General features: G+C 41.5%; 18 protein-coding genes and 4 pseudogenes. 13 read left to right on the top strand and 9 right to left on the bottom strand.

Features of this window, described 5'->3' with window-relative positions:
• The first annotated feature begins 666 nt into the window (after positions 1–666).
• The 5 genes from FOC32_RS00740 (at position 667) to bioD (ending at position 5,311) form a co-directional block, all read left to right on the top strand.
• The gene (locus tag FOC32_RS00740; protein ID WP_004812113.1) at positions 667–1,392 is read left to right on the top strand and encodes a hypothetical protein; all 726 of its coding nucleotides are present in this window, start codon (positions 667–669) and stop codon (positions 1,390–1,392) included.
• Between the two features lie 73 nt (positions 1,393–1,465).
• On the top strand, positions 1,466–2,743 hold the full coding sequence (gene bioA, locus FOC32_RS00735) for an adenosylmethionine--8-amino-7-oxononanoate transaminase (RefSeq protein ID WP_034424591.1): 1,278 nt from the start codon (positions 1,466–1,468) through the stop codon (positions 2,741–2,743).
• Positions 2,740–3,909 (top strand): 8-amino-7-oxononanoate synthase, encoded by a 1,170-nt coding sequence (locus FOC32_RS00730; RefSeq protein ID WP_004812117.1) that lies wholly within the window; start codon positions 2,740–2,742, stop codon positions 3,907–3,909. Before bioA ends, FOC32_RS00730 begins: the two co-directional genes overlap by 4 nt.
• Positions 3,906–4,661, top strand: coding sequence for a malonyl-ACP O-methyltransferase BioC (gene bioC / locus FOC32_RS00725; protein WP_004812119.1), 756 nt, complete (start codon positions 3,906–3,908; stop codon positions 4,659–4,661). The genes FOC32_RS00730 and bioC overlap by 4 nt, the downstream gene beginning before the upstream one ends.
• Positions 4,658–5,311: a dethiobiotin synthase gene (gene bioD / locus FOC32_RS00720; protein WP_004780106.1), complete on the top strand. Its 654-nt coding sequence runs from the start codon at positions 4,658–4,660 to the stop codon at positions 5,309–5,311. Before bioC ends, bioD begins: the two co-directional genes overlap by 4 nt.
• Here bioD and FOC32_RS00715 read toward each other — a convergent pair.
• Together FOC32_RS00715 and FOC32_RS00710 are read right to left on the bottom strand one after the other, a co-directional pair.
• Positions 5,289–5,534: pseudogene (locus FOC32_RS00715) on the bottom strand (ATP-binding protein); the annotation flags it as partial. The gene bioD and the pseudogene FOC32_RS00715 sit on opposite strands and share 23 nt — an antisense overlap.
• Positions 5,524–5,646 (bottom strand): annotated as a pseudogene (locus tag FOC32_RS00710) (ion transporter); the annotation flags it as partial. The pseudogenes FOC32_RS00715 and FOC32_RS00710, both read right to left, overlap by 11 nt.
• Before the next feature lie 232 nt (positions 5,647–5,878).
• Between FOC32_RS00710 and FOC32_RS00705 the strand changes: the two are divergent.
• The 3 genes from FOC32_RS00705 to acnA all read left to right on the top strand — a co-directional run bounded on the left by FOC32_RS00705 (position 5,879) and on the right by acnA (position 10,121).
• Positions 5,879–6,796: a DnaJ C-terminal domain-containing protein gene (locus FOC32_RS00705; RefSeq protein WP_004812122.1), complete on the top strand. Its 918-nt coding sequence runs from the start codon at positions 5,879–5,881 to the stop codon at positions 6,794–6,796.
• An 11-nt stretch (positions 6,797–6,807) separates the two neighbouring features.
• The gene (locus FOC32_RS00700; RefSeq protein ID WP_004812124.1) at positions 6,808–7,119 is read left to right on the top strand and encodes a chaperone modulator CbpM; all 312 of its coding nucleotides are present in this window, start codon (positions 6,808–6,810) and stop codon (positions 7,117–7,119) included.
• Positions 7,120–7,364: 245 nt separating this feature from the next.
• Complete coding sequence (gene acnA, locus FOC32_RS00695) at positions 7,365–10,121, top strand: aconitate hydratase AcnA (protein WP_004812125.1); 2,757 nt, start codon at positions 7,365–7,367, stop codon at positions 10,119–10,121.
• A gap of 664 nt (positions 10,122–10,785) precedes the next feature.
• On the opposite strand, the pseudogene FOC32_RS00685 reads toward acnA, so the two are convergent.
• The 4 genes and pseudogenes from FOC32_RS00685 to FOC32_RS00670 form a co-directional block, all read right to left on the bottom strand.
• Positions 10,786–11,025, bottom strand: a pseudogene (locus tag FOC32_RS00685) (integrase core domain-containing protein); the annotation flags it as partial.
• A gap of 175 nt (positions 11,026–11,200) precedes the next feature.
• Positions 11,201–11,485 (bottom strand): putative quinol monooxygenase, encoded by a 285-nt coding sequence (locus tag FOC32_RS00680; RefSeq protein ID WP_004281848.1) that lies wholly within the window; start codon positions 11,483–11,485, stop codon positions 11,201–11,203.
• Positions 11,486–11,505: 20 nt separating this feature from the next.
• Positions 11,506–12,504: a zinc-binding alcohol dehydrogenase family protein gene (locus tag FOC32_RS00675; protein WP_004812129.1), complete on the bottom strand. Its 999-nt coding sequence runs from the start codon at positions 12,502–12,504 to the stop codon at positions 11,506–11,508.
• A gap of 71 nt (positions 12,505–12,575) precedes the next feature.
• Positions 12,576–13,316, bottom strand: a complete 741-nt coding sequence (locus FOC32_RS00670; RefSeq protein ID WP_004812130.1) for an SDR family oxidoreductase — start codon at positions 13,314–13,316, stop codon at positions 12,576–12,578.
• A gap of 135 nt (positions 13,317–13,451) precedes the next feature.
• Between FOC32_RS00670 and FOC32_RS00665 the strand changes: the two genes are divergently transcribed.
• Positions 13,452–14,351 carry a LysR family transcriptional regulator gene (locus FOC32_RS00665; protein WP_004812132.1) on the top strand — a complete coding sequence of 300 codons (900 nt, stop codon included), beginning with the start codon at positions 13,452–13,454 and terminating at the stop codon, positions 14,349–14,351.
• Positions 14,352–14,401: 50 nt separating this feature from the next.
• On the opposite strand, the gene FOC32_RS00660 is transcribed toward FOC32_RS00665, so the two are convergent.
• Positions 14,402–15,418: a zinc-dependent alcohol dehydrogenase family protein gene (locus FOC32_RS00660; RefSeq protein ID WP_004812134.1), complete on the bottom strand. Its 1,017-nt coding sequence runs from the start codon at positions 15,416–15,418 to the stop codon at positions 14,402–14,404.
• On the bottom strand, positions 15,408–16,403 hold the full coding sequence (locus FOC32_RS00655; protein WP_004812136.1) for a zinc-dependent alcohol dehydrogenase family protein: 996 nt from the start codon (positions 16,401–16,403) through the stop codon (positions 15,408–15,410). Before FOC32_RS00655 ends, FOC32_RS00660 begins: the two co-directional genes overlap by 11 nt.
• 467 nt (positions 16,404–16,870) lie before the next feature.
• Here FOC32_RS00655 and FOC32_RS00650 point away from each other — a divergent pair, with 467 nt between their 5' ends.
• The 4 genes from FOC32_RS00650 to FOC32_RS00635 all read left to right on the top strand — a co-directional run bounded on the left by FOC32_RS00650 (position 16,871) and on the right by FOC32_RS00635 (position 19,987).
• Complete coding sequence (locus FOC32_RS00650) at positions 16,871–17,146, top strand: metal/formaldehyde-sensitive transcriptional repressor (RefSeq protein ID WP_001133624.1); 276 nt, start codon at positions 16,871–16,873, stop codon at positions 17,144–17,146.
• 21 nt (positions 17,147–17,167) lie between these two features.
• Complete coding sequence (locus FOC32_RS00645) at positions 17,168–18,280, top strand: S-(hydroxymethyl)glutathione dehydrogenase/class III alcohol dehydrogenase (RefSeq protein ID WP_000842149.1); 1,113 nt, start codon at positions 17,168–17,170, stop codon at positions 18,278–18,280.
• Positions 18,281–18,508: 228 nt separating this feature from the next.
• Positions 18,509–19,339 (top strand): S-formylglutathione hydrolase, encoded by an 831-nt coding sequence (fghA, locus tag FOC32_RS00640; protein ID WP_004812138.1) that lies wholly within the window; start codon positions 18,509–18,511, stop codon positions 19,337–19,339.
• A 333-nt stretch (positions 19,340–19,672) separates the two neighbouring features.
• Positions 19,673–19,987 (top strand): putative quinol monooxygenase, encoded by a 315-nt coding sequence (locus FOC32_RS00635; RefSeq protein ID WP_004812141.1) that lies wholly within the window; start codon positions 19,673–19,675, stop codon positions 19,985–19,987.
• Positions 19,988–20,060: 73 nt separating this feature from the next.
• On the opposite strand, the pseudogene FOC32_RS17215 reads toward FOC32_RS00635, so the two are convergent.
• Positions 20,061–20,357: pseudogene (locus FOC32_RS17215) on the bottom strand (hypothetical protein); the annotation flags it as partial.
• Positions 20,358–20,435: the final 78 nt, after the last annotated feature.

Genomic DNA, 20,435 nt, shown 5'->3' with positions numbered 1-20,435 from the left:
GTACGTACCCATTCATAGCCAATTAGTCCTATAAATATAACTATGACCATGGGCAAAAAAGTAATAGTTTGATTTGTCCTTACTAACCAATTTTTTTCCATTAAAATAATTATTTAAAGTAATAATTTAGGATGTTAATGAAATAATTACATGAATAATGTATGAAAAATATATATTTGTTTTTCAGAGTTTAAAGTAATAATATTTTTTGTATAGAAAGAATAAAAATTATTTTTAATATAAAGCATTATGATTAATTTCATATGCCATTATTATTTATTCAAGTATAGAGATTTATTCTTGAGATTAAAGACATAACCGTATGTCATAAGTCGTAAGATACAACATGATGTGTGATTGTCTTATATATGAATATGGCTTAAATGTTCTGGTCATGATGTGAATATTCTTACTATCCCGTTTTTCAGCCTGAGATAGCAGTTTTTTCTTGTAGCTATCGGCTAACTTGCCGAATTGTGAATAAAGAGGGCATGGCCTAGGTCGCTTTATTCGTACAAAGATCTAGGCGTTGGGTTATTAGCGTTAAGACAGGCACTTTTTTCTTTTTTGGTTAAAAGTATTTTCATGCTTTTTTGAAAAGCAATAATTTTTAGCCGAGAAATTTTATGGCTTGAAGGCCTAATGTATTTTCACAGGGAATAGCAGATGAATATATTATTGATTGCAGGCTGGGGACTGGGGACAACCGTCCTGAAAGAATTTTCTGAAAAACTCAGGACAGATCATACAGTAGCAATCTCTGATATTTTTGACCCCTTTGATGCGGTGACCCTGCAGGAAAAGATAAAGCTCGCACAAGATTATGATGTGCTCATAGGCTGGTCTTTAGGAGGACAATTGGCCATATATTTGGCGAATGAAATCTTTCAGCAGACACGAGTAGCAAAGCCTGTCATTGCCTGTATGTCCAATCCTTGTTTTGTTGCCAATAAAGATTGGCAACAAGCAATGCCTGAAACTGATTTTGAACAGTTTCTCCAGGCCGCCCGACTAGACATGTTAACGACATTGAAACGTTTTTGTCATCTCGTCTGTATGGGAGCGAAGGATGCACGGCAACGGGTAAAATATTTACAATCCAAACTGTCTTTAATTGATTTAAATCATCAAGAAAAGCATCTTTATCTTTTAAAGCAATTAGACTTGGTAGAGATATTAAAAACCTGTTCAACGAAGATACTGTTTATATTTTCAAATCAAGATTCACTAGTTCCTTGCCAAGTTTCCATAGAACCTGTCTTTTATCAACAAAGTTTAATCAAAGTCAAAGAAATCGAGGCCGCACATGATGCAATCCTGTTCGATACAGAATTGGTGCTAACACCTATTCTGGATTTTCTGGATGATTTATCAGTTGCTTCAGCAAGATAGAGAGTTCAGTCATTTGCATTTTCAACTGAGCAGGCTAAGATCGATATTTCCACAATTTTTCAGGATGAATTTTGTGTTTGACGCTTTTGATCAAGAGCATATTTGGCATCCTTATACCTCAATGACTGCCCCCTTGCCATGTTATCCGGTCGCTAGCGCCAGCGGTGCCCAGATCTATCTGGAAGATGGCAGGGCGCTGATTGATGGGATGTCCTCCTGGTGGTGTACGATTCATGGCTACAGTCATCCTGAGCTGAATCAGGCCGCCATTGAGCAGCTGAATAAGATGTCACACGTGATGTTTGGCGGATTGACCCATCAGCCTGCCATTGAACTTGCGAAAATCCTGCTGGAGATTACGGCATCTGAGCTTGATAAAGTCTTTTTTGCTGATTCCGGTTCTGTTGCTGTAGAAGTTGCCTTGAAAATGGCGGTGCAATATTGGCATGCCCAAGGTCAACCGGAAAAAAGTAATTTTGTCACGACACGTTCGGGCTACCATGGTGATACATGGAACGCGATGTCAGTTTGCGATCCCGTCACGGGTATGCATCAAATCTTCGGTTCAAGCCTGCCTAATCGATATTTTGTTCCTGCACCTGAAAGTCGCTTCAATGGCGAATGGCAGGAGCAGGATATCCAGCCACTGAAACAGTTACTGGCAGAAAAGCATGAGCAGATTGCAGCCATGATTATTGAGCCGATTGTTCAGGGTGCGGGAGGGATGCGTTTTTATCATCCTGAATACTTACGCCAAGCCAAAGCTTTGTGTAAGCAATACGATATACTCCTGATTCTGGATGAGATTGCGACAGGTTTTGGACGCACTGGTAAGCTATTTGCCTATGAGCATGCCGATATCATCCCTGACATACTTTGTTTAGGTAAAGCCCTGACCGGTGGCTATATGACATTGTCTGCTACGCTCACCACTAGGCAGGTTGCAGAGACCATTTCTCGGGGGGAAGCGGGTGTTTTTATGCACGGCCCGACCTTTATGGCCAATCCGTTGGCGTGTGCAGTTGCAGTAAAAAGTATCCAGCTTTTACTGGCACAGGACTGGCAAGCCAATATTCAGCATATTGAACAGCAATTAAGTACTTTGTATGTTTTAGATGGGCATCCTGTAGTCAAAGATGTGCGGGTGCTTGGGGCAATTGGAGTGGTTGAGCTGCATCAGGCAGTGAATCTGGCTGAATTCCAGGCAGAATGTGTTCGTCGTGGTGTATGGATTCGTCCATTTGGCAGACTGGTGTATGTCATGCCACCTTTTATTATTTCTACAGCCGAATTGCAGACATTGCTGGAACATATGATCGCTATGATTCAGCACCTGGAGCTTGCAGCATGAATCACCTCGAACATTTTGCACAGCAACTTGATGTATTAAAGCAACAAGGGCAATACCGCGAGTTTAAATCCAACATTACCAGTGCTGCCCATTTTGAACTCAACGGCAAAAACATGTTGAATCTGGCATCGAATGATTATCTGGGTCTTGCCAGCCAAATGGATTTACGGGAAGCATTTTTTGATATGACTCCTGTTTCTGAACGGCAGATGAGTGCCAGCTCCTCCCGATTGCTGACTGGAAATTTTCCCGCTTATGAACAGCTTGAACATAACATGTCGCAAGCCTTTGGCCGTGTGGTACTGCTGTTTAATAGCGGCTATCATATGAATATCGGGATTTTACCTGCGCTTGCAGACAGTAAAACCCAAATCATTGCTGATAAACTGGTTCATGCCAGTATGATTGATGGTATCCGTTTATCTAAAGCGAATTATGTGCGATATCGGCATAATGATTTAGATCACTTGGCACAACTTTTATTGAAATATCATTCAGATGAGTCGATTGAACGTATCATTGTCGTCACAGAATCCATTTTTAGTATGGATGGGGATGAAACCGATTTAACTGCTTTGGTGGCGCTAAAAAAACAGCATCCTAAAGTCATGCTGTATGTTGATGAAGCGCATGCGGTAGGCGTACGCGGTTTACGTGGACTGGGCTGTGCCGAGCAATACAATGTGATAGGGGATATCGACTTCCTGGTAGGTACCTTTGGTAAAGCGCTTGCTTCGGTTGGTGGCTATTTGGTCTGCGAACCGATAATCCAGGAATATTTGATTAATTCAATGCGCCCGCTCATTTTCAGTACGGCCCAACCTCCCATCTGTATGGCTTGGACAAATTTTATCTTTCAGCATCAACAGGGCTTACAGGCAGAACGTCAATCGTTAACTGCATTATCACAATACAGTCAGCAGGCAGTAAAAAATCTGGGTTATGACTGTCCGTCAAGTTCCCAGATTATTCCGGTCATTATTGGAGATACGCATCAGACCGTAGCTTCAGCAGCCTATTTGCAAGATCATGGTTTTTATGTATTGCCTGTACGTCCACCCACTGTTCCCAAAAACTCGTCACGACTGCGGATATGTTTGCATCACGGAATAAAGAATCAGGAAATTCAGCACTGTTTTAGTGTACTGGAGCAGTATCAGCCATGAACAACACACTGGTTGCACAACGATTTGCTCAGGCTCAGCACAGTTATGATCAGCATGCCGTAGCACAGCACCATGTCGCTCAACATTTACTTCATTTAATGCAACAGTATATTCCCCAACCACATATGCAACGTGCGCTAGAAATTGGTTGTGGTTCAGGTCTGTTTAGCCATGCTTTTTTACAGCATTATGAGGTTGATCAGTTGTTTTTAAATGATCTTTATCCTGAAGTGAAACAGCATTTTCCTGAAACTGAGCAATTCATCTGGGGTATAGGCGATATCGAACAGTTGCCATTACCGCAGTCTTTAGACTTGGTGGTGTCCTGTTCAGCCTTGCAGTGGATTCAGGAGCTACCAGCCTTAATCCGAAAAGTGGCCAATGCCTTGAACCCATCAGGATACTTCTGTTTTGCCAGTTATGCAGAAGACAATTTAAAAGAAATTAAAGCATTAACAGGACAGGGTCTGGATTATTTACCACTGGAAACTGTAGCAAATATCTTGCAGGCACAGGGCTTTGAACTGCTGATGGCAAATGAAGAACGGATCCAACTCAACTTTGCCCAGCCTAGAGATGTGTTAAAACACATGAAATCTACCGGTGTGCAGGCAACGGCTCAGGGTTTTCGTTGGAGCAAAAGCTCACTTGCGCAGTTCGAGCACCATTATGCTCAATTCCAGATCCCGGAAACAGAGGGTTATCCTTTGACTTACCATCCCATTTACCTGATTGCACGGAAGGCTCTATGAGTTTGAAAATCTATTTTGTCAGCGGCATTGATACCGCTATTGGTAAGACCTATGCCACCGGTTTTTTAGCCAGAAGCTGGAATGAACAGGGGATTCGAACCATTACCCAAAAGCTGATTCAAACTGGCAATGTGGATGTTTCAGAAGATATTGAGCAGCACAGGATGATCATGGGGTGTGGACTGCTGCCTGAAGATCATGACAAGCTGACCATGCCAGAAATTTTTAGCTATCCAGCCTCACCGCATCTGGCATCTGAACTGGATCGGCGTTCAATCGATTTCGAAAAAATTCAGCAGGCAGCCACTATACTGGCCGAGCGTTATGACCGGGTTTTGCTTGAAGGGGCAGGCGGATTAATGGTGCCGCTGACCCGGGACATGCTGACAATCGATTATATTGCAGCGCACGATTATCCTGTCATTCTGGTAACTTCAGGCCGTCTGGGCAGTATTAATCATACTTTACTGAGCCTGGAGCTACTCAAACAGCGTAAAGTCACACTTCATGCTGTGGCATTTAACCATACTGATGACCATCAGGACCAAACGATTGCGATGGATACTATTCAATATTTAAAGGAGTATCTGCCCCAGTATTTTCCAACAGCCGTATGGCTGGATATTCCTAAGCTTGCAGGTCACGCTTAGACACGCCGCACTTGATTTCAATGCGAAGCCCATAGGGCCGTCGGGCATTAAAAGAGAGCAGATAACCATATTGTTTTAACAGGTTAGCGGTTAATGTCAGCCCCAGACCATGGCCGTGCTGCTGAGCAGATTTGCGCCAGAAGCGTTGTCCTAAATGTTGGATATCCTCGGCTGTAAGTTGTTGTTCATTATCTTTAATCACTAGGCAACCAGGATGCAGGGATGGAGCTAAAGACTTCCGGTTGCGCCTTGTTTTCAACCCCATATGCGCCAGCCGCCGCGAAAATGATCATGATCAGCAGGATAAAAATAACCGCCTGAAATGAGCCATTTTGCGCTATCTACCAAAAGGCAGACTGATCCTAATCATGATTTCGAACAGGCTAATTCAAAAAAGACAAGATTATTTAGCGGCTGTCGTCAGAAAAATATAGATTATCCTATGATTTTAAAGAATTATTTCTTATGTAAAAGAAATAATTTATAACAAGAAAAATCTTTAAAAGGTTTTTTTAGCTATAAAAAAATTGAATAATGAATAAAACATAAACCACCAATAGGGCAGAGATGACCAAGAATTATTATGAAATATTAGGTGTACCTCGAGATGCAACTGTTGAGCAAATTAAAAAAGCTTATCGTAAACTTGCCAGAAAATATCATCCCGATGTCAGTAAAGAAGCTGATGCAGAAGAGCATATGCAACAGTTAAACATTGCTTACGATGTGTTAAGTAATGATGAAAAAAAAGCAGAATATGATTTTGAATTAGACCATCCACAGAATAGCCAGGGTAGGGATGCTCATAAATATTATTCAAATATGGGCGGACAGGATTTTACAGGGTTTGAAGACTTGTTTGGTCGCTTTGGTGGCGGTTTTGGTGGTTTCAATGAACAGCGTTATCAGGGTCGAGCATCCTATAGAGGTGATGATCAACACGCGACTCTAGAAGTAGATTTGGATGTTGCATTCCATGGTGCAACTCAAAATGTCACTTTACAGATTCCAACTATCAATGCGTACGGGCAAGCAGAAGTACAGCGTAAAGTCTTAAAAATTAAAATTCCAAAAGGCATGAAAGCAGGGCAAAAAATTCGTTTAACCGGACAGGGGCAACCGGGTATTCATGGGGGGGAAAATGGTGATCTGTATATTGAAATCCAATACAAAGCTACAGATTCAACTTATGCTGAAAACGCGGATGTCTATCATCATCTGAAGATTAGTCCATGGGAAGCAGCACTTGGACAATCGATTACGGCAAGCTTACCCAATGGTAAACAACTCAATATTCAAATTCCAAAAAATGCCAAAACAGGTCAACAATTACGTTTAAAAAATCAGGGGATTCCTGCTAAAGATGCAGGGCATTTATTCCTCATCCTCGATATTGTGCAACCACCTGCACAAACTGAACAAGAACAACAGGCTTATGAAGCATTTGCAGCAGCATTCTCCAAATTTAAGCCGAGATCATCATAAGGAGTAAAATTATGACGACAGTTAAATATTATGAGGTGGTCTTAGAAGATATCCAACAGGCAGAAGTTGTAGATGAGCAACAACGTTATGATTTAAATAGTTTTGCTCAAGTTTGTGGTCAAAGTCCTGAATGGATTCTGCAACTGATTGAATACGATATTTTGCCAAATCGCGTAAATGCATCAGATTTATATTTTTTAGTGGATGATGTGGCACGTGCACAAAAAGCGTATCGTTTACAGCGTGATTTTGATGCAAGTTTTACTGCTGTAGCCATGATGTTGGATTTAATCGAAGAATTAGAGAGACTTCGACGTTTATAGACACAGAACAAAGTAATACGCTGGTCAATTTAGCTTATGTCCTTAGGATGGGCAGAAACGTTGTTGATGCCAGATTTGAAATGTCGGCAACTCTCTGGAAAAATGCCCTGGCAGCCTTGCATTTAACTGGCTAGCGCAATCCGATAATAAATAATAACAAACCCACCGCTCAGTTAGCATACAGTAAGTAAAGAAGTGGTTGACTGTGATCATAAAAATAACAGCTCAAGCAGGAGGGAAGCTAGATGGCCAAGTATACTGATATCAATAGTTTTAATACCTTAGAAACATTAACCGTCGGTTCAGAACACTATCAGATTTTCAACCTATCCAAATTGCAAGTGCAGTTGGGCGACCTGTCCCGGCTGCCCAAATCTTTAAAGGGCTTGCTGGAAAATTTATTACGTTTTGAAGATCAGCTCACGGTGAAGACCGAGCATATTCATGCCTTGGCAGGATGGCTTAACGACCGAACTTCAGAACAGGAAATCCAGTATCGTCCGGCACGGGTGCTGATGCAGGATTTTACCGGTGTTCCTGCAGTGGTTGATCTTGCTGCAATGCGTGCAGCAGTGGCCAAAGCCGGCGGTGATCCGGAAAAAATTAATCCGTTGTCACCGGTGGATTTAGTCATCGATCACTCGGTGATGGTCGATTACTTTGCCAGCCCGCAAGCTTTTGAGCAGAATGTTACCATTGAGATGCAACGCAACGGCGAACGCTACCAGTTTCTGCGCTGGGGGCAGGCGGCACTCAATCAGTTTCGCGTGGTGCCGCCAGGAACCGGGATTTGCCACCAAGTCAATCTGGAATATCTGGCACAAGTGGTCTGGAGCAATGAGGTCGATGGGCAGCGCTTTGCCTTTCCTGATACCTTGGTCGGTACCGATTCACATACCACCATGATCAATGGCTTAGGCGTGTTAGGCTGGGGGGTAGGTGGTATTGAGGCGGAAGCGGCCATGCTAGGCCAACCGATCTCCATGCTGATTCCGGAAGTGATCGGCTTTAAGCTTACCGGTAAACTCAAAGAAGGGATTACAGCAACTGATCTGGTGCTGACCATTACCCAGATGCTGCGCCAAAAAGGCGTAGTTGGAAAATTTGTCGAATTTTATGGTGATGGCCTGGCCGATTTACCCTTGGCGGACCGTGCCACGATTGCCAATATGGCACCGGAGTATGGCGCTACCTGTGGCTTTTTCCCGGTTGATGAGGTGACGCTTTCCTATTTACGTTTAACAGGACGTCAGCCGGAAAGAATTGCCTTGGTAGAGGCTTATAGCAAGTTGCAAGGATTATGGCGCAATCCGGGGGATGAACCCGTCTTTACAGATACGCTGGCTTTAGATATGTCGACGGTAGAAGCCAGTCTAGCGGGTCCGAAACGCCCACAGGATCGTGTACTATTGTCACAAGTGCCGAGAACCTTTGATGCCTTCATGGATCTGACCTTGAAACCGGTCAAAGAAGAAAAAGAGCGTCTGGAAAATGAAGGAGGGGGAGGTACGGCTGTTGAAGCGAGACAGGCCAACCTGCCCCATGAAAATGTTTTTTGTATGATTGAGGGTAAAAAATATCCGTTGCAGCATGGTGACGTGGTGATTTCAGCGATTACCTCCTGTACTAACACTTCGAATCCCAGTGTCATGTTGGCAGCAGGGCTATTGGCCAAAAAGGCAATCGAAAAAGGTTTGCAGCGGAAACCCTGGGTGAAAAGTTCACTGGCTCCAGGTTCCAAAGTGGTTACCGATTATCTCAATGCAGCAGGGTTGACGCCTTATTTGAATCAACTGGGTTATAACCTGGTAGGTTATGGTTGTACCACCTGTATTGGTAATTCGGGACCTTTACCTGAAGCGATTGAAGAAGCTGTGCAATGTTTCGATTTGAATGTAGCCTCAGTGCTTTCCGGAAACCGTAACTTTGAAGGACGAGTGCATCCTTTGGTGAAAACCAATTGGTTAGCATCTCCCCCCTTGGTTGTTGCCTATGGTTTGGTCGGGAATATTCGAACTGATCTCACTGCTGAGCCGATAGGTGAAGGCTTTGATGGGCAAGCAGTTTATTTAAAAGATATTTGGCCGACACAGATGGAAATTGATGCCGCACTGCAGAACTTGAATACTGAGATGTTCCATAAAGAATATGCGGAAGTGTTTGAAGGTGATGCCAAGTGGAAAGCGATCCAGATTCCTCAAAGTCAAACCTATACTTGGGATGAACAATCGACCTATATCCGACATCCACCCTTTTTTGCAGAAATTGATCAGCCGGTGCGACCAATTCAGCAGATCAAACAGGCACGGATTTTGGCTGTATTGGGAGATTCAGTCACGACGGACCATATTTCCCCTGCAGGCAACATCAAAAAAGATAGTCCTGCCGGACGATATTTGCAGCAACAGGGGGTTGATGCAAAAGACTTTAACTCTTATGGATCCCGCCGTGGCAACCATGAGGTGATGATGCGAGGCACCTTTGCCAATATCCGCATCAAAAACGAAATGCTGGGTGGGGAGGAAGGTGGCAATACTCTGCATATTCCAAGTGCAGAAAAACTCTCGATTTATGATGCGGCAATGCGCTATCAGGCAGAACAAACCCCACTCGTGATTATTGCCGGGAAAGAATATGGCACCGGTTCTTCACGTGACTGGGCGGCCAAAGGCACCAACCTATTGGGGGTGAAAGCAGTGATTGCTGAAAGTTTTGAGCGGATTCACCGTTCTAATCTGGTCGGCATGGAGGTGTTACCTTTACAGTTTGTGGAGGGTCAGAACCGGCAGATCTTGAACCTGACCGGGCATGAAACCCTATCAATTCTAGGATTGTCGGATGATATTCATCCGCATCAAATGCTGGATGTAGAAGTGCAACATACCGATGGTACATATAGCCATTTTCAGGTGTTGTGTCGTATTGATACCTTGAATGAGGTGGAATACTTTAAGGCAGGTGGGATCTTGCACTATGTTTTACGCAATTTGCTCGCTTCCTAAATTGGATGATGAAAACCCGACACCGGCCACAATGCCGGCCAGTTAAGCAGTTTTACTGACTTATTTATGCGAAATGATTTTAATGACATTGCAAATTATGACTAAATTGAAAGAACTCTGCGAAACTTAGTTCAAGAAGGTGAGCTAATTAAAGTGGATTATGGTATTTATACCAAAGTAAGAAAAAACCAAATGACCGGAAAAATAATACCAGCCTTTCTAGAAGGCGCTGATGCAGTGATCTTCGAGGCATTAAAAAGATTGGATGTACAGATTACGTTGGGTAAGGCTACGGAAAATATTTATCTGGTCAACCCACCCAGATTCCAGTCTTTACTCAAATTAAAACCCTACATCGTTTTATACGCCAATTGTCTGTAGGTTGTAGCCAATTAATGCCTGATATAAAAACAGTTTGCAGATGTCGCTGATGGACTTGGTATTGGTGCAATTTCTATGTGTAGACAGGTAAGTGTCCGCCGAACCTGATATGATCCTCGAAAGTTAGACGGTTGATTAAGCAGCTTTAAGGACTGATTTCTATATACAAAGGGAGAGCCTTTTAATATCACCTTGATTCATCATATTGAAATACTGGTACTACAAAATAGCACTATTCATGTGATTAAACCGTACCGGGTTTGTCGGAGACTTTTTATTTAAGTTAGGCCACAAACTCAAAAGGTGACACATAATCTAACGCACTATGTAAACGTTCCTTATTGAACCAATCTACCCAGTTTAGTGTCGCAAGTTGTACATCTGCTAAACCTTGCCAATCTGCTTTTAAATATTCAATCACCTCTGTTTTGTATAAGTCATTCACAGTCTCAGCCAAAGCAATATCATATGAATCACCAGTCGTACCGACTGATGCTCGTAAATTTGCTGCCTCTAAACGATGACATTATTGTCAAAATGCAGGGTATGGGTGGCTCCCCTTAGGGGCATAATTTGTTGAATCCTAGGTTACTATTAAAAAATCAGAAAAAATAGGAGCTTATAGCTCCCATTTTTTGTTAGCTTTCCAAGTCCCTATGTTAATTTGAAGAATACTTCATCATAACGTTCGAATACAGCTATATTTTTTTGATTTCTACAATATCACTGGATTCAATGAGCGATTGGATATTACCAAATAAACTTTGAATATAATCAGACGCTATATGGATATCTAAATCCTCCCTGCTACGCCATTCTTCTAAGAAGAAATATCTACTCGAGTCATTTTCGCTAATATAAAGCTCATATTTCAAGCATCCTTCTTCGTGAAGCGTAGGCTCTATTACACTTTTTAAAAGCGCTTCTAACGTCTCTTTTTGATCTGACTTTGCCTTAAAGTTCGCAATTACTGAAATAGTCATTATTTCACCTTTAATTTGTTTTAGAAGTTTTCTAGTACAATTTTGCCTTTTGACTTACCTGATTCAAGTAACTTATGCGCCTTCTCCAAGTTTGCAGCGTTAATTTTGCCTAGATTTTGGTTGAGGGTACTTCTAATTTTTTGCTGGTCAACTAATTGAGCAACCTGTTGCAATAGATCACCTTGCTTTTCAATATCATCGGTTTCATACATTGAACGGGTGAACATCAGCTCCCAATGGATAGAAATAGATTTAGTCTTAAACGGCATAATATCAAATGTTTGTGGATCATCGATCAATCCAAGCTTGCCTTGTGGTGCAATCAGAGAAACTATTTGCTTGATATATGTTTCTGTATGATTTGTAGAGAATACGTATTTTGGTTTTTCAATGCCTAGTGTATCGATTTGTGCATTCAAATCTTTGCTATGATCAATGACATGGTCGGCACCCAGTGATTCAACCCAAGATTTCGTTTCTTCACGTGAAGCTGTTGCTATAACGGTCAGATTTGTTTTTGCTTTTAGGAGTTGGATAGCGATAGATCCTACACCGCCTGCACCACCAATAATTAGAATACTGCCAATTTCTGTTTCTGAAATTTGAAACCGATCAAACAGCATTTCCCATGCCGTTATTGCAGTTAATGGCAATGCTGCTGCTTCTGCATTAGATACTGTAATGGGTTTAAGACTGATAATTCGTTCATCGACTGCTTGAAACTCAGCATTACTACCATCTCGGGTTAAATCGCCAGCATACCAAACAGAATCTCCTACTTTAAATGAGGTAACTTTTGAGCCAACTTCGATAATTTCCCCAACGGCATCCCAACCTAAAATACGATTATTTGCTTCAGACGAATTTTTTCTCACTTTGGTATCAACTGGGTTCACAGAAATTGCCTGAACTTTTACCAGTACATCACGCTCCTTAAGCGTAGGCTTAGCTTTTTCAATATCTACCAATGAATTTTTAAAATCATCATGGTTATTTATAACATACGATACGGCTTTCATAGATTTGTCCTTAACTTTAAAAATATAGTAAAAATGGGAGCAAGGTGCTCCCATTTTTTGTTATTCAATTATTAAAACTCTTGGCTCGTTGGGCGTAAAACAATTTCATTAATATCTACATCCGCAGGCTGTTCAATTGCATAAGCAATTGCTCGAGCGACTGAGTCAGCTGGTATAGCTTGTTTGTAGAAATCAGTAACAAACTCTGAACTTTCTTTATGAGAAGAACCAAATTTTAGTTCTGACTCAACTGCACCAGGCTCAATAGTAGTCGTTCTAATTGTTCCCCCAACTTCATGACGAAGTCCTTCAGAGATGGCTCTTACAGCAAACTTAGTACCGCTATAAACAGTACCTCCTGGACTAAATACTTTTATCCCTGCAACAGATGCGAGATTAATAAAGTGTCCAAAGTTTTGTTTTTGGAAAACAGGTAGAGTAGCTGCTATACCATAAAGAACACCTTTAATATTAATGTCGATCATACGATCCCATTCATCAACTTTTAGCTCACTTAATGGTGCAATAGACATTAATCCAGCATTGTTTACCAATACATCGATTTGACCAAATGCGCTTAATGCCTTTTCAATAAGTGCTTGTACTTCATGTGGTTTGGTTATATCCATACCAATAAATTCAGCTTGACCACCTTCAGTACGAATGTCGTGAACAATAGCCTCTAATTTTTCAGTACGTCTAGCACCAAGTACAACCTTTGCACCTTTTTTAGCAAGTAAGCGAGCAGTAGCTTCACCTAAACCACTACTTGCACCTGTGATAACAATAACTTTATTTTCTATATTATTCATACAAGTGCCCTTCAACCTATCTGTCAATCATATTTGATGGATTAAGTATTACAGCCTTGTTAGGTATAATAAATGAATAATATTATCTTTCAGAATTCCTATTTACGGAATAATTACCAGACCACAGGATTGGACATGCAGAACAAATTGGAAATGATGCGTATCTTTTGTGTCGCAGCAGAGTCTCGAAATTTTAAAGAGGCAGCAACTCATCTGGGTATTTCCCCACAGGCAGTGACACGGGCAATAAAAGAGCTAGAAGAGCAGCGCGGAGAGATTCTGTTTTACAGGAGTACTCGACAAATTAAAATTACCGCTGATGGTGAGCGTCTGGCAAAGCAAGCACGTTTTGCGGTGGGATCGATCGATGCTTTGTTTGTAAAAGACACCAAGGAAAAACGAGATGAAATGCGTGGGACTGTGCGTCTTACTGTGTCGTCTGTGTTAGGGCGCAAATTGGTAGTACCTGCACTAGCAGAATTTGCCACACGTTATCCAGATATTGTCGTGGATTGTGTGCTAACAGATTCACACTCGGATGTGATCGATGAGCGGATAGATATCGGGATCAGATTTGGATTTTTGCCGGACAATCGATATGTGGCAAGGGAATTGGCGAAAGTGAACTTTTATTCTGTGGGTACGCCAGAGTTAATTGATAAGGTTGGAATGCCCAAAAAAATTATTGACCTAGATAAATACCCTCTAACAGCATTAGTCGATCATAAAACAGGACGTTACTGGCCATGGACATTCACCGAAAGTCGAAGCTTTACGCCATCAAAGCCCCGTTTTATTACAGATGATCTAGAAGCTGAATTTCAAGCGATTCTCGCTGGAGTTGGATTCGGACACATGCCTGGATTTCTAGTTTTGCCGTGGCTTAGGAGTGGTAAGCTCATTCAGATACTTCATGAGGAAACCTCTCCTGTTTGGCGCCTGTATTTATATCGTCCACAGCGGGGCCCGACACCTTTGCGAATCCGAGCATTGTTTGATTACTTAGTGGAAGTGCTGGGCCATATAGAAACCTGAATCAGAAGGAACTAACCTTTTTTCTAGAAAGTAGAAATCAGATAAGACCATCATGTATTTAGAGTAACTACAATTTTTCCTATTTGCTGATTTGATTCAAGATAGCGCTGAGCGTCATGCATGTCCTCAAAGTTAAAGCAACAGTCGATCACTGGACGAAGATATCCTGCACCTATACTGCTAAGAATAAATCGTCTGGCTTGCTCCCTTAGAACAGGGTCATGCAGAACCTCAAGGAACAAAAAACCTCGCATAGTTAAGCTCTTGCGTAATGCAATTTTTAGGGGGAATGGTGTGATCTCCGGGCTAAGTGCACCATGCATAACCATCGTTCCTCCCACAGACATCGCTTTTGCAATCTGTTCAATATGTGGCCCTCCTACAGCATCGAAGGCGACATCAAGATATTCTCCACCCAAACGTGAAACAAGCGCCTCATACAAATCTGGTTCATCTTCACTGGCTATAACATTTTTAACACCGAGATCCAGTAAACGTTGCTTTTTCTCTATCGTCTGTGTACTTGCAATGACCTTAGCACCCGCTGCTTCAGCGATCTGTATCGCAGCTAGTCCTACGCTACTTGAAGCTGCTGTGATCAAGATCGTTTTGCCTTTCGAAACTCCACCAGCATGGATTACACCACCCCAAGCCGTCAAATACTGCATCCAGATTGAAGAAGCTTCTTCCCAGCTTAAACTATCGGGTTTGTGAACTAAAAAAGTTTCTGGAATCAGAAGCTTGTCCGTATATGTCCCATATTTGGCTAGATTGTCAGTCGGAAGAATCGATACTGCATCTCCTGGAGAAAATTGGCGTACACCTTCACCTATTGCCAGAACTATGCCTGCTCCCTCATATCCCAGACGAGAAGGGAATACTGCCTTTTGAATATAAGTACCACGCCGAAACATTACATCAGCCCGGTTGAGTCCGATCGTTTTCATCTGGATTAGAACTTCTCCTGCTGCTGGTAAAGCAACAGGAAGTGTTTCTAATGTCAGAACATCTGTATCTCCAATACTATTGAAGCGCCAAGTCTTGGCCTGAAGTGCGTTAAATGACATCAATCACTACCTTAATATTGGCAGAGCGATCTTGAACAGCATCATGAGCCTCAATCGCTTGGTCTAGAGTAAAATGACGAGGATCAACAATAGGACGCAGTTTACCTTCCTCAACGAGACGAGTCGCGATCTTAAGGATATCACCATGATGAGAACGGCGATTGCCTGTTAACATCGGCATTAGGACGAATACGCCAGACACTGTGGCACACCGTAGAGATGAACTCGCTAAATTATGATTACCAAATGCAGCACAGCTGGTAATGTGGCCATAGTGAGTTGTCATGGAAAGTGAAGCTTCGAGTACTGGACCACCCACAGTGTCGTAAACAATGTTAAAACCTTGACCCTCAGGGCTTGCAGCAATAATGTCATCGGAAGATGCTGTTGTGTAATCGAGAGGTGTTGCACCGAGTTCTGAAATCAGTGATTGATCAGCTGTACGACCAGTCGCCCAAACATTTGCATCAAGTGCTTTTGCAAGCTGAACCACCATATAACCAACGCCACCAGCACCACCTTGAACCAGTACAGTTTGCCCTGGTTGGACCTTCGCATTATCCACTAAACCTTCCCAAGCGGTGAGGAACGTCAATGGTAGTACTGCTGCCTCGCGCATAGAGATATTCCGTGGCTTTAATGCGATCAGATCAGCATCTGCTACAACATATTCTGCTAAAGATCCTTGAAGATTACAAACGCCACCAATCAGACCGTAAACTTCATCTCCGACGTTGAAGTGAGTGACACCTTCACCAATAGCAGTTACAACCCCAGCCATATCTGTTCCCAACACGGCAGGAAGCTCTGGCATAGCATATGGTGCTTCACCAAGACGAATTTTATAATCAATAGGGTTTACACCACTGGCATGAATACGTACTAGAACTTGCCCAGCCTCTGGTTGAGGTATAGGGAGTTCTACACGTGTAAATTCATGAGCACCAAAATTTTCTAGGATAAGAGCATTCATCATCTTATTCATAGTTGTTCCTTATTCTTAACTGGGGGATGATATGCACAGTACCAAAGTAAATTAATCCAATAAATGATATTTATAGGATTTAATAATTCCTAAATAATGAATAATAAATATCATCCGCTCACTAAAAATATTCTAGTACAGTCTGTAAAGGCAGTTTAATCTAAACTGTCGGTAGTATTTTCAAGGCTTGAAACGTTCAAAATATCTACAAAGTGGCTAAAATTTGAAACATAATTCTAAAAGGTCACAGCATTACAAAGAACATGAGCCAAAATAAAAAATGGCAGCTAAAAGTCCCATTTTTTTGTGACCTTCGCATAAGCTCTACGACGTTAATTTAAAAAAACTAAAAACAGGGATAGAAAATTTTCGCTAAAGACCTTTTTGATTTTTCGATTTATAAAAATTATTGCTTTTTTTATACTATGGGGTACTATAGTATAAATGCTAGCAAATAAGGAGGTCTGATGCCTAATCAGGTTGAAGACAAAAAAAAGATTCTTCTACGCGTCAGAAAGATCAAAGGTCAGACGCAAGCGATTGAAAAAGCGTTAGAAGACAATGTGGAATGTGGTGCAATTCTGCAACAAATATGCTCTGTGCGTGGTGCTATTAATGGTTTAATGAATGAGATGTTAGAGGTTCATTTAAAAGACACTTTAGTATCAGGTGAAACCACAGAACAACAACGAAAAGAAGAATTGGCTGAAATCGCCAAGATTCTAAAATCATATTTAAAATAGATCTGTATAAGGAATTATTCCATGAAGTCACGTGCTGCCGTTGCGTTTGGTCCTGGTCAACCTCTTCAAATTGTTGAGGTTGATGTTGCACCACCGAAGAAAGGTGAAGTATTAATCAAGATCTCCCATACCGGTGTGTGTCATACAGACGCATTTACTTTATCTGGCGATGATCCTGAAGGTGTTTTTCCGGCTATTCTCGGGCATGAAGGTGCTGGTGTCGTAGTTGAGGTTGGTGAAGGCGTGACTAGCGTCAAACCAGGTGATCATGTAATTCCACTTTACACCGCTGAATGTGGCGAGTGCGTATTCTGTAAATCTGGAAAATCGAACTTGTGTATTTCCGTTCGCGAAACTCAAGGTAGAGGCGTAATGCCAGATGGCACAACTCGTTTTTCCTATAATGGTCAACCGATTTACCACTATATGGGCTGCTCAACGTTCAGTGAATACACGGTAGTGGCAGAAGTATCATTGGCTAAAATCAATCCTGAAGCCAATCACGAACATGTCTGCTTACTAGGTTGTGGTGTCACAACGGGTATCGGTGCAGTACACAACACCGCTAAAGTACAAGAAGGTGATAGTGTTGCGGTCTTTGGTTTAGGTGGTATTGGTCTAGCAGTCGTACAAGCCGCACGTCAAGCTAAAGCAGGACGTATTATTGTGGTTGACATGAATCCAGATAAATTTGCGCTGGCAAAAGAGTTTGGTGCAACGGACTTCTTGAACCCTAAAGACTACGATAAACCGATCCAGCAAGTAATTGTCGAAATGACTGGCTGGGGTGTAGATCATTCATTTGAATGTATTGGCAACGTGAATGTAATGCGTGCAGCCCTTGAAAGTGCACACCGTGGCTGGGGACAATCCGTAATTATTGGTGTAGCTGGCGCAGGTCAAGAAATCTCTACCCGTCCATTCCAACTAGTTACTGGTCGTAAATGGTTAGGTTCTGCTTTTGGTGGCGTAAAAGGTCGCACGCAACTTCCAGGAATGGTTGAAGATGCCATGAAAGGTAAAATTCAATTAGAACCATTTGTGACACACACCATGGGCTTGGATCAGATCAATGAAGCCTTTGATCTAATGCATGAAGGTAAGTCAATTCGTACTGTAATTCATTACGAGTAATTCCGTCAGGCCTTATACTTTTCCATGCATGTGCATCATGAATGACATGCATGGAATCCTCTAAAACGGCACATCATCTGTAAAACAGATCTATCTGTGCAGGCATCGTGTATAGCTTCAATAAACCTGCCTACATTTTAAATCTTTATCACTATTCTCTGTGAAGAATGTCAGACTCTTTGTTTACTCGATTTCTCATGAAGTCTTGCTCAACATAGGTAATTGATTATGGAAATAATTGAGAAACATGCTTCTTTTGGTGGATCGCAAGAAGTGTATCGCCATCAGTCAATAGCATTAAACTGTTCAATGAAATTCTCAATATATCTGCCACCTCATGACAAAGATGAGCGGTTGCCAGTTTTATATTGGTTATCAGGACTGACTTGCAACGAACAGAACTTTATTACTAAAGCCGGCGCACAAAAGTATGCGGCTGAACATAAAGTCATTATTGTTGCACCAGATACCAGCCCACGTGGAGAGGATGTACCAGATCATGCAGATTATGATTTAGGCCAAGGCGCAGGATTCTATGTAAATGCAACAAAAGCCCCCTGGTCACAGCATTTCAAAATGTATGATTATATTGTGGAAGAGCTCAGAAATCTGATAGACCTGAATTTTCCGACCAATCAAGTCCAAAGCATTATGGGGCATAGCATGGGTGGTCATGGTGCATTAGTAATTGGTTTAAAAAACCCTGAGCTGTATAAAAGTATTTCTGCTTTTGCACCAATTGTTGCACCTAGCCAAGTACCTTGGGGGAAAAAGGCTTTCACACACTACCTAGGTGAAACCGAAACTTTATGGAAAAGCTATGATGCGATTGAATTAATCAAAAACGCTGAAGTTCATTTACCTATTTTAGTCGATCAGGGAACAGCTGATGATTTTCTTGAAGAACAGTTAAGGCCTAAGCTTCTTAGTGATATTTGTTTGGAACAAGAATATCCTCTTACACTTAACCTAAGAGAAGGGTATGACCATAGCTATTACTTCATTGCGAGCTTTATAGAGAAACATCTAGAGTTTCACAGCAAATTCCTAGCTAAATAACTTTCATAGATATGAGGATGTACATGTTGTTCTTGAATGTCTCTTGAGCAATATAATTTCCAGATGAAGAGGTCAGCTTATAAATCTAAGGACGAATCAATTGATCCTTATATAACTAAGATTGAATTTAATCATCTCATATCTTAATTTTTTGATTCAAATGTTAATGATATTAACTTGAATAAATTCATAGCATTATGCCGAAATAAAAAAATCAGATTTTGGCTCAGCTATGGGAATTTTTTTTAACTTTTATACAACAAAACTTTCTGACATGCATCCATTAGCAATGTCAGAATCGTTTGAATTCTAATCAATTGTGGAGTTTTAGTCATGCTTAAAACAGCTTTATATGTCCGCCTTGAAGCTAAACCGGGTAAAGAAGACGAAGTGGAAGCTTTCCTTAAAGCCGGTTTACCTATTGTAATGGAAGAACCTGCGACAGTTGCGTGGTTTGGCCTACGTCTTGGGCCTACAACATTTGGTATTTTTGATGCATTTCCTGATGAGGCGGGTCGCCAAGCACATTTATCTGGCAAGGTTGCAGCTGCTTTGATGGCTCAGGCCGATGAGCTATTTTCAGAGCCACCATCAATTGAAAAAGTAGATGTTTTGGCTAGTAAACTACCAGCTCATACTGACGCCTAAATGTATGAAAGTGCTGCCTGAAATTTCGAATGAAAGACAGCACTTCAACCCTTTGAGGTTTGTCGGAGGCTTTTTATTCAAGTTGGGCTACTTTATTTAATGGCTTAATTTCATCATTTACATGGATCAATATCAAAACAGGGTAAATAAACGAATGCACCCATGTACATGCTTTATATTGAACCAATATATTTAATTCACTGTCGCATTTGTACATCTGCTAAACCGTGCCAATCTGCTTTAAATATTCAATCACCACTGTTTTAGCCAATGCGTTCATGACCATGTCAGTAGTCATACGTGTTGATACCTTTCATCCAACAATCGCTCGTGAAAATACATCAATAATAAAAGCGGTATAGAACAAGCCTGGATTTTTTAACCATCACTAAAGTTGCAAGCTGAAATAATTTTTATAAAAATAGACGACTGGTCTATTTTTATGTAT

The organism is Acinetobacter sp. FDAARGOS_724, from assembly GCF_013364475.1.
GTDB classification, from domain to species: Bacteria; Pseudomonadota; Gammaproteobacteria; order Pseudomonadales; family Moraxellaceae; genus Acinetobacter; species Acinetobacter variabilis.
Note: the sequence above shows the minus strand (reverse complement) of the source record. Positions and strands in the feature narration are given on the sequence as shown.

Excerpts from the sequence above, each read along its gene's own strand:
- FOC32_RS00740 (WP_004812113.1), top strand. The coding sequence starts at position 667 with ATGAATATATTATTGATTGCAGGCTGGGGACTGGGGACAACCGTCCTG.
- FOC32_RS00730 (WP_004812117.1), top strand. The coding sequence starts at position 2,740 with ATGAATCACCTCGAACATTTTGCACAGCAACTTGATGTATTAAAGCAA.
- bioC (WP_004812119.1), top strand. The coding sequence starts at position 3,906 with ATGAACAACACACTGGTTGCACAACGATTTGCTCAGGCTCAGCACAGT.
- bioD (WP_004780106.1), top strand. The coding sequence starts at position 4,658 with ATGAGTTTGAAAATCTATTTTGTCAGCGGCATTGATACCGCTATTGGT.
- FOC32_RS00705 (WP_004812122.1), top strand. The coding sequence starts at position 5,879 with ATGACCAAGAATTATTATGAAATATTAGGTGTACCTCGAGATGCAACT.
- FOC32_RS00700 (WP_004812124.1), top strand. The coding sequence starts at position 6,808 with ATGACGACAGTTAAATATTATGAGGTGGTCTTAGAAGATATCCAACAG.
- acnA (WP_004812125.1), top strand. The coding sequence starts at position 7,365 with ATGGCCAAGTATACTGATATCAATAGTTTTAATACCTTAGAAACATTA.
- FOC32_RS00680 (WP_004281848.1), bottom strand. The coding sequence starts at position 11,485 with ATGACTATTTCAGTAATTGCGAACTTTAAGGCAAAGTCAGATCAAAAA.
- FOC32_RS00675 (WP_004812129.1), bottom strand. The coding sequence starts at position 12,504 with ATGAAAGCCGTATCGTATGTTATAAATAACCATGATGATTTTAAAAAT.
- FOC32_RS00670 (WP_004812130.1), bottom strand. The coding sequence starts at position 13,316 with ATGAATAATATAGAAAATAAAGTTATTGTTATCACAGGTGCAAGTAGT.
- FOC32_RS00665 (WP_004812132.1), top strand. The coding sequence starts at position 13,452 with ATGCAGAACAAATTGGAAATGATGCGTATCTTTTGTGTCGCAGCAGAG.
- FOC32_RS00660 (WP_004812134.1), bottom strand. The coding sequence starts at position 15,418 with ATGTCATTTAACGCACTTCAGGCCAAGACTTGGCGCTTCAATAGTATT.
- FOC32_RS00655 (WP_004812136.1), bottom strand. The coding sequence starts at position 16,403 with ATGAATAAGATGATGAATGCTCTTATCCTAGAAAATTTTGGTGCTCAT.
- FOC32_RS00650 (WP_001133624.1), top strand. The coding sequence starts at position 16,871 with ATGCCTAATCAGGTTGAAGACAAAAAAAAGATTCTTCTACGCGTCAGA.
- FOC32_RS00645 (WP_000842149.1), top strand. The coding sequence starts at position 17,168 with ATGAAGTCACGTGCTGCCGTTGCGTTTGGTCCTGGTCAACCTCTTCAA.
- fghA (WP_004812138.1), top strand. The coding sequence starts at position 18,509 with ATGGAAATAATTGAGAAACATGCTTCTTTTGGTGGATCGCAAGAAGTG.
- FOC32_RS00635 (WP_004812141.1), top strand. The coding sequence starts at position 19,673 with ATGCTTAAAACAGCTTTATATGTCCGCCTTGAAGCTAAACCGGGTAAA.